General features: G+C 62.5%; 7 protein-coding genes. 5 read left to right on the top strand and 2 right to left on the bottom strand.

The window, feature by feature from the left end; all coding sequences use genetic code 11:
* From EN949_RS14785 to EN949_RS14765, 5 genes are all read left to right on the top strand, one after another.
* Positions 1–1,857, top strand: a 1,857-nt coding sequence (locus EN949_RS14785) for an extracellular solute-binding protein (protein ID WP_245472402.1), incomplete at its 5' end; no start/stop codon positions are given.
* 30 nt (positions 1,858–1,887) lie between these two features.
* Positions 1,888–2,985: a microcin C ABC transporter permease YejB gene (locus EN949_RS14780; protein ID WP_013527941.1), complete on the top strand. Its 1,098-nt coding sequence runs from the start codon at positions 1,888–1,890 to the stop codon at positions 2,983–2,985.
* Positions 2,985–4,130: an ABC transporter permease gene (locus tag EN949_RS14775; RefSeq protein ID WP_127366679.1), complete on the top strand. Its 1,146-nt coding sequence runs from the start codon at positions 2,985–2,987 to the stop codon at positions 4,128–4,130. The genes EN949_RS14780 and EN949_RS14775 overlap by 1 nt, the downstream gene beginning before the upstream one ends.
* Positions 4,127–5,758 carry an ABC transporter ATP-binding protein gene (locus EN949_RS14770; RefSeq protein WP_127366680.1) on the top strand — a complete coding sequence of 544 codons (1,632 nt, stop codon included), beginning with the start codon at positions 4,127–4,129 and terminating at the stop codon, positions 5,756–5,758. Before EN949_RS14775 ends, EN949_RS14770 begins: the two co-directional genes overlap by 4 nt.
* 29 nt (positions 5,759–5,787) lie before the next feature.
* Positions 5,788–6,729 (top strand): glyoxylate/hydroxypyruvate reductase A, encoded by a 942-nt coding sequence (locus tag EN949_RS14765; protein WP_127366681.1) that lies wholly within the window; start codon positions 5,788–5,790, stop codon positions 6,727–6,729.
* Here EN949_RS14765 and EN949_RS14760 read toward each other — a convergent pair whose 3' ends face one another.
* Together EN949_RS14760 and EN949_RS14755 are read right to left on the bottom strand one after the other, a co-directional pair.
* On the bottom strand, positions 6,730–7,092 hold the full coding sequence (locus EN949_RS14760) for a hypothetical protein (RefSeq protein ID WP_127366682.1): 363 nt from the start codon (positions 7,090–7,092) through the stop codon (positions 6,730–6,732).
* Between the two features lie 286 nt (positions 7,093–7,378).
* Positions 7,379–8,308, bottom strand: coding sequence for a methyltransferase domain-containing protein (locus tag EN949_RS14755; protein WP_127367494.1), 930 nt, complete (start codon positions 8,306–8,308; stop codon positions 7,379–7,381).
* Between the last annotated feature and the right edge of the window lie 51 nt (positions 8,309–8,359).

The raw sequence follows: 8,359 nt of genomic DNA, 5'->3' as shown, positions 1-8,359 counted from the left end.
CCCCGCCGCGACTTTCTCGCCCTGGGCAGTGCCGCGGCAGCCGCTGCCCTGTTGCCCGGCCGGGCCTTCGCCGACATTGCGACCGGCATCAAGCTGCATGGCCTGTCGGCCTTCGGCGACCTCAAATACAAGCCCGATTTCGCGCATTTCGACTACGTAAATCCGGACGCGCCCAAGGGCGGCCAGATGAATTTCGCGCCGCCGAACGCAACCCTCAATCAGAGCTTCCTGACCTTCAACACGTTGAATTTCCTGGTGTTGAAGGGGGAGGCGCCGCCGCGCGCCGAACTCTGTTTCGATTCGCTGATGACAAGCGCGCTCGATGAGCCAGATGCAGTCTATGGCCTGCTTGCCGAAACCATTACCCTGTCGCCAGACCGCAACGGTTTCCGCTTCGTGCTGCGACCGCAAGCGCGTTTCCACGACGGCTCGCCGCTGACCGCGCAAGACGTTGTCTTTTCGCTGAAGCTCTATAAGGACAAGGGCCATCCGAACCTTTCCCAGGCGTTGCGGTACATGACCGACGTGGTTGCGGTCGATCCCACCACCGTCGATCTCACCCTCAACGGCAAGCAGTCGGCGCAAAACGTCCTTGCGATCGTGGGGATGCCTATCGTCTCCAAGGCCTTTTACACGGCCAATGATTTCGATGCTTCGACCATGACGCCGCCGCTTGGCTCGGGACCCTACAAGATTGGACGCGTGGCGGCCGGACAGACGGTCGAATATGACCGCGTCGCCGATTATTGGGGCCGCGATCTCCCGGTGAACCGCGGCCTCTACAATTTCGACCGCATCCGCATCGACTTCTATCTTGACCGGCAGGCGGCATTCGAGGCCTTCAAGAAAGGCGACACGCATTTTCGCGAGGAATTCACCTCACGGGTATGGGCGACCGGATACGACTTTCCGGCGCTGAAGGACGGCAAGGTCCTCAAACGGGAATTTCCCGGCGAGAAGACGCCGGACATGCAGAGCGTCGCGCTGAACCAGCGTCGTCCGCAATTCCGCGATGAGCGGGTGCGGCGGGCGATCGCCAGATGCTTCGATTTCGAATGGATGAAGCGGGCCTTGTTTTACGGCTCCTACGAGCGTTCTCAATCGAACTTCGAACGATCGGATTACAAGGCCGAAGGCCTGCCCTCGCCTGACGAATTGGCCCTGCTGGAGCCATTCCGGGCCGAGTTGCCGCCAGAGGTTTTCGGTGAAGCGGTAACACAGCCCCTGTCCGACGGTTCGGGCCATGACCGCAAGCTGCTGGGCGAGGCTTCGAGACTGCTTGCGCAAGCCGGCTGGAAGCGCGACGGCAGTTTCGTCGTCAATGACAAGGGTGAGCGGCTGCGGGTCGAAATGCTGGCGGAGGACGATGGCATCGTTCGTATCTACACCCCGTGGTCGGAGAATATGAAGGCGATCGGGATCGACGCATCGATCCGGCAAATCGATTCGGCGCAGTATGAGCAGCGGCACAGCAATTACGACTTCGATCTTGCCTTGCTGCATTGGTCGATCGGGGCGACGCCGACTGACGACAGCCTGCAGATGCTCTATGATTCCCGCATGGCGAAAATCCCGGGGCAACGCAACTATCCGGGCACCGAAAGCAAGGCCATCGACGCCCTGATCGCGGCAGCAGCCAAGGCGAAAGACCGTATAGAACTCGTCACGGCGCTCAGAGCGCTCGACCGGGTCTTGCGCGCGCGGCTGGACTGGATTCCAACATACTATCTGGCGAATCACCGCGTCGCCTATTGGGACATGTTCGGCTTTGTCGAACAGAAGCCCGATTTCGGCTTTCCGGTCGAGACGCTGTGGTGGTTCGATAAGGGCAAGGCGGCAAGAATTGGCAAAGGCTGAGATGTTCGCTCAACGAGGGCAGAAGGCCTGATGGGCGCCTATATCCTGCGCCGCATCCTGTTGATGATCCCGACGCTGTTCGGCATCATGGCGATATCCTTCGCCGTCATCCAGTTCGCCCCCGGCGGTCCGGTCGAACAGGTCATCGCCCGGCTGACCAATCAGGGCGGCAGCGACCGCCTCGGCGGTGGTGGCGGCGACGCGGGTGCCGGCGGCAATTTCGATGCCGCCGGTGACGTCAGCTCGAAATATCGCGGTGCGCAGGGGCTCGATCCGGAATTCATCAAGAAGCTGGAAAAGCAGTTCGGCTTCGACAAGCCGCCGCTCGAGCGCTTCGGCATGATGCTGTGGAACTATGCCCGCTTCGATTTCGGCGACAGCTATTTCCGCGACATTTCGGTGCTCGACCTGATCCTGGAAAAAATGCCGGTGTCGATCTCGATCGGGCTGTGGATCACGCTGTTGTCCTATTTGATCTCGATCCCGCTCGGCATCCGCAAGGCTGTCAAGGACGGCACTCCCTTCGACGTCTGGACCAGCGGCGTCGTCATCGTCGGCTATGCCATTCCGGGCTTCCTGTTCGGCATCATGCTGATGGTGCTGTTTGCCGGCGGGTCTTTCTGGGACTGGTTTCCGTTGCGCGGCCTCACCTCGGACAATTGGGATCAATTGTCGTGGTGGGGAAAGATCGTCGACTATTTCTGGCACATGACATTGCCGCTGACCGCGCTGGTGCTGTCGGCCTTCGCCACCACGACGCTGCTGACCAAGAACTCGTTCCTCGAAGAAATCCGCAAACAGTATGTGGTGACGGCGCGGGCCAAGGGCCTGTCGGAACGGCAGGTGCTCTACGGCCACGTCTTCCGCAACGCCATGCTGATCGTCATCGCCGGTTTTCCCGGCGCCTTCATCTCGGCCTTCTTCACCGGCTCGCTGCTGATCGAGAACATCTTCTCCCTCGATGGCCTCGGCCTGCTCGGCTTCCGGTCGGTGGTCGAGCGTGACTATCCGGTGGTGTTCGCCAATCTCTACATCTTCTCGCTGCTGGGGCTGTTCGTCGGGCTCTTGTCCGACCTGCTCTACACCTGGGTCGATCCGCGCATCGATTTCGAGCGGAGAGACGTCTGATGTCGCAGGCTACAGTCCCCGTCGACGCGGCACCCGCGCGGATCAAGCGGCCGTTTCTGTCGCCGCTTAACAAGCGCCGCCTGCAGAACTTCAAAGCCAACCGCCGCGGCTACTGGTCGCTGTGGATCTTCCTCGTCCTGTTCGTGGTGTCGCTGTTTTCCGAGTTCATCGCCAACGACAAGCCGATCATCGCTTCCTACAAGGGCGAAATCCTGTTTCCGGTGCTGGTCGCCTACCCCGAGGAAAAATTCGGCGGCTTCTATGCCGTCACCGATTATCGCGATCCGGTCATCCAGGACGAGATCAACGCCAATGGCTGGATGATCTGGCCGCCGGTGCGCTACTCCTATCAGACGGTCAACAACGCTATCCCCGAAGCAGCACCGGCCAGGCCGTCGTGGCAGTATGACGCCACGACACGCTGCAATCAGTATCCGCAGGGTGCTGCCGACCCCGCCTGCATCGTCGGCAACTGGAATTGGCTCGGCACCGACGACCAGGCGCGCGACGTGCTGGCGCGCGTCATCTACGGCTTCCGCATTTCGGTGCTGTTCGGCCTGATCCTGACCGCCGGCTCCGCCTTGATCGGCGTCGCGGCCGGCGCCGTGCAAGGCTATTTCGGCGGCTGGACGGATCTCTTGTTCCAGCGTTTCATCGAGATCTGGTCCGCCATCCCGGTGCTCTATCTCCTGCTCATCGTCGCCGCCATCCTGCCGCCGGGCTTCTTCATCCTGCTCGGCCTGATGCTGCTGTTTTCCTGGGTGGCGCTGGTCGGCGTGGTGCGGGCCGAGTTCCTGCGCGCCCGCAATTTCGAATATGTCAACGCGGCCCGGGCGCTCGGCGTGCCCAACCGCACCATCATGTTCCGGCACCTGCTGCCCAACGCCATGGTGGCGACACTGACCTTCATGCCCTTCCTGCTCTCAGGCTCGATCTCGACGCTGACCTCGCTCGACTATCTCGGCTTTGGCCTGCCGCCCGGCTCCGCCTCGCTCGGCGAATTGCTCAAGCAGGCGCAGCGCAACCTCAATGCGCCGTGGCTCGGCATTTCCGGCTTCGTCGTCATCTCGCTGATGCTGTCCCTGCTGGTCTTCGTCGGCGAGGCGACGCGCGACGCCTTCGATCCGCGCAAGACGTTCAGATGAGCGAAGCCCCCTTGCTCAGCGTACAGGACCTCAGCGTCGCCTTCAGCCAGGGCGGCGGCCAGTCGACGGCTGTCGACCACATCTCGTTCGACATCGCCAAGGGCGAGACGGTGGCGCTGGTCGGCGAATCCGGCTCCGGCAAATCGGTCTCGGCGCTTTCGGTGCTGAAGCTTTTGCCCTATCCAAGCGCCAGCCACCCCTCGGGAAAGATCGTGTTCCAGGGCAACGACCTGCTGGCGATGGGCGAGAAGCAGTTGCGGCAGGTGCGCGGCAACAAGATCACCATGATCTTCCAGGAGCCGATGACCTCGCTCAATCCGCTGCACACGATCGAGCATCAAATCGTCGAGATCCTGAAGCTGCACCAAGGCATGGCCGACCGCCCCGCCAAGGAGCGCACGCTGGCCCTGCTCAACGAGGTTGGCATCCGCGATCCGCACAAGCGCCTCGATGCCTATCCACACCAGTTGTCCGGGGGCCAGCGCCAGCGCGTGATGATCGCCATGGCGCTGGCCAACGAGCCCGAACTTCTGATCGCCGACGAGCCGACGACGGCGCTCGACGTCACCGTTCAGGCGCAGATCCTCGAACTGCTGGCCGGCTTGAAGAGCCGCAAGGGCATGTCGATGCTGTTCATCACCCATGATCTCGGCATCGTGCGCAAGATTGCCGACCGCGTCTGCGTGATGACCAAGGGCAAGATCGTCGAGACCGGCCCGACCAAGGAGATCTTCGCCAATCCGCAGCATGCCTACACAAGGCATCTGCTGGCGGCCGAGCCGAAGGGCAAGCCGCCGGCCGCCAATGCCGACGCCAAGCCGGTCATGACCGGCAAGGACATAAAGGTCTGGTTCCCGATCAAGCAGGGCTTCTTCCGCCGCACCGTCGACAATGTGAAGGCAGTGGACGGCATCGATGTCACCGTGCGCGCCGGCCAGACGCTCGGCGTGGTCGGCGAATCCGGCTCCGGCAAGACGACGCTCGGCTTGGCGCTGGCGCGCATGATCTCGTCGACCGGCACGATCCAGTTCAACGGTCGCGACATCAACCAGCTGTCCTTCAATGCAATGCGGCCGCTCAGGCGCGAATTGCAGATCGTCTTCCAGGATCCGTTCGGCTCGCTCAGCCCGCGCATGTCGATCGCCGAGATCATCGAGGAAGGCCTCAAGATCCACGAGCCGAAGCTGTCGCCCGACGAGCGCGACGACAAGGTGGCCGCCGTGCTGAAGGAGGTTGGGCTCGATCCGGCGACCCGCAACCGCTACCCGCACGAGTTTTCCGGTGGCCAGCGCCAGCGCGTTGCCATCGCACGCGCCATGGTGCTCAACCCGCGCTTCGTCATGCTGGACGAGCCGACATCGGCACTCGACATGAGCGTGCAGGCGCAGGTCGTCGACCTGCTGCGCAGCCTGCAAGCCAAGCACGACCTCGCCTATCTCTTCATCAGCCATGATTTGAAAGTCATCCGCGCGCTCGCCAACGACGTCATCGTCATGCGCAATGGCAGGATCGTCGAAGCCGGCCCTTCCCAGCAGATTTTTGAAAATCCGCAAACCGACTATACTCGGGCGCTGATCTCGGCCGCCTTCAAGATCGAGACGGCACCGGTCGGCATCGTCAGCGAGTGATTTGCGTAAAGAGGGACTAAAGGACCGCAATGGAAAAAGGCCGCATCCTGCTTGCCGTCACCGGCTTTCATCCGCAGCGCTGGCGCGACCTGCTGTCGGCCGAACGCGAGGTGGTGCTGGAGCCGGACGGCGCCAGCGACCCCTCGATCACCTATGCCGTTGTATGGAAGCAGAAGCCGAACATCCTGGCGTCGCTGCCCAATCTGCGCGCCATCTTCTCGATCGGCGCCGGCGTCGACCATATCTTCGCCGATCCCGGCCTGCCCGACGTGCCGATCGTCAAAATCGTTGCCGACAACCTCACCCAGTACATGACGGAATATGTCGTCTGGCGGGTGCTCGACCATCACCGCCAGGGCCTGCTCTACCGGTCGCAGCAGTCGAAGAAGATCTGGCATGAGCCGCAGCAGAGGCCTGCCGGTGACATTTCGGTCGGCATCATGGGCCTCGGCAGTCTCGGCCGCGCCGCGGCCTCGGTGCTGCTCTCGCTCGGCTTTGCCGTCAATGGCTGGTCGCGCAGCGACAAGGCCATGCAAGGCGTCGCGACCTATTCCGGCGAAGCTGGATTGATCCCCTTCCTCAAGGCAACCGACATCCTGGTGGTGCTTCTGCCGCTGACGCCAGAGACCAAGGGCATCATCAACTACGGCGTGCTGAAGGAGCTGCGGAAACGCAACGGCCTCGGCGGCTCGGTGCTGATCAATGCCGGGCGCGGGCGCCTGCAGAAGGATGCCGACATTTTGCGGGCGCTGGATGACGGCACGTTGAAGGAGGCAAGCCTCGACGTGTTCGAGGTCGAACCGCTGCCGAAGACCAGTCCGCTGTGGGGGCATCCGAAAGTGTTCGTGACGCCACACGCGGCGGCGACCTCCGATCCGGTGCATCTGGCGCCGATCATGCTGCGCCAGATGGACGCCTTCGAACGCGGCGAAAAGCTCGACAATCTGGTGGACCGCAAGGCGGGGTATTAGCTAGCCGGGCAGAGCGAGCTTCTTCTGCTTGTTTGGCTGGCCGCAGTCGCGTCGATCGATCGACCGGTTCATGGCATCGATCTCACCGCTCGCCTTGTCGGTATCGCGCTTGGCCTTCGAGCGCATGTCCGGCGTGAACGGGCCGAAGCCCATCGCCGGATTGGAGAAGGTCGGCTTGGCCTTGATCGGCAGGTTGTATTGCTGCGCCAAGCCATTGCGCTGCGCCAGCAACTGGTCGCACGGCACGCTGTCATATTGCAGGGACGACTGGATGTTCGCATCCTGCTGTTCCGACATCGAAGTGCCACCGACACAGCCGGCGGTCAGCAGGCAAGAGGCCAAGATCATCATGTTCCAGCGCATCGGCTATGCTCCTCCTGATATCCCGCCCTGACGCGAGCAGATCGCAAATATCAGTCGCGCATGCAAATCGGACTTTTTCACAGCAGGAATGTTTGCGAGGCGGCGAGACTGCCCCTCCGCAGGCGCGCGGCTGACGGAGCATCAAACAAAAAACCCGCCTGTGCGGCGGGTCACTGGCGCAAATCAGCACCATGGGCGAAAATGTACCATAGCTGAGGGCAGGGTGTCAAGAAAAAATTCCTATCGCACCCGACGAAAAGCTGCCGACACCGCCGACCGGCTGTCGTCAGGTCTTTTGTTCAGCTGAGTTCGGAGCCCTGGCCACGACGACCAACCCGTTGACGTGTTCCCCGCGATCCTGCCGGATCGCGGTTGGTTCCAGTGACAGGACCGAAAGCCCGTTGGCGGCCAGCACGTCGAGCACATAGCGTTGCGCATGCGCATAGCGGCGTGACGGCAGCAGCGCGAAATCGCCATCGCCAGCCAGCGTCTCGACGGAAAACGCGAACAGGCCATCCGTGGCCAGCAGGCCGGCAATCGTCTTCACCACGCCGCCCAGCGCACCGACATAGATGAAAACATCGGCCACCGTCACCAGATCGGCTTTCGGACCGGCATAGGGAAAATCCCGCAGATCGGCCTTGTCGAGGAAATCGTAGACGCCCTTGGCCCGCGCCTTTCTCAGCATTTTGGCCGAAATGTCATACCCCTCCAGCCGGTCGACGATCGGCCGCAGCCTCTGCCCCATCAGGCCTGTGCCGCAGCCGAGATCGAGCGCCAGCGCGAAGCGGCCCGGCCTTGCCGCTCGAATGGCCTGGTCGAGCATCCCAGGCAGGCGGTAACCCAGCCTGCCGACCAGGGACTCGTCGAAGCTCTCGGCATAATGGTCGAACAAGGTCTCGACGAAGGCGCTGGGGAGCGCATCGACCGCCGGCGCCTTGCCGATCAATTGCAGGTTCAGTGCAGCGCCTTGACGATCCGATGGATCGAGTTGCAACGACATCGTCCACGCCTGTGCGGCCAGATCCGCCGCGCCCGCCGCCTGCTGCATCTCGCCGAGGCGAAACCAGCCCATCGCCCATTGCGGCGTTATTTCCAGCGCACCGAGCAGCAATTCCGCCGCCGCCGCATGATCGCCATCAGCGTGCAGCATCTCGGCATAGTCGGCGCGGCGATCGGCGTTCAAGTCGCCTGACGAGGCCTGAAGCGGTTTCATGGCGATGGGTCCTGCCGGCGGATCGAGCCGGCGGTGCTCTATGCGGGAGTC

This window comes from Mesorhizobium sp. M7A.F.Ca.US.007.01.2.1 (assembly GCF_003998165.1).
Lineage (GTDB): Bacteria > Pseudomonadota > Alphaproteobacteria > Rhizobiales > Rhizobiaceae > Mesorhizobium > Mesorhizobium ciceri.
The sequence above is the reverse complement of the archived record's forward strand: the minus strand, read 5'-3'. Positions and strand labels throughout refer to the sequence as shown.

Excerpts from the sequence above, each read along its gene's own strand:
- EN949_RS14765 (WP_127366681.1), top strand. The coding sequence starts at position 5,788 with ATGGAAAAAGGCCGCATCCTGCTTGCCGTCACCGGCTTTCATCCGCAG.
- EN949_RS14760 (WP_127366682.1), bottom strand. The coding sequence starts at position 7,092 with ATGCGCTGGAACATGATGATCTTGGCCTCTTGCCTGCTGACCGCCGGC.
- EN949_RS14775 (WP_127366679.1), top strand. The coding sequence starts at position 2,985 with ATGTCGCAGGCTACAGTCCCCGTCGACGCGGCACCCGCGCGGATCAAG.
- EN949_RS14780 (WP_013527941.1), top strand. The coding sequence starts at position 1,888 with ATGGGCGCCTATATCCTGCGCCGCATCCTGTTGATGATCCCGACGCTG.
- EN949_RS14755 (WP_127367494.1), bottom strand. The coding sequence starts at position 8,308 with ATGAAACCGCTTCAGGCCTCGTCAGGCGACTTGAACGCCGATCGCCGC.
- EN949_RS14770 (WP_127366680.1), top strand. The coding sequence starts at position 4,127 with ATGAGCGAAGCCCCCTTGCTCAGCGTACAGGACCTCAGCGTCGCCTTC.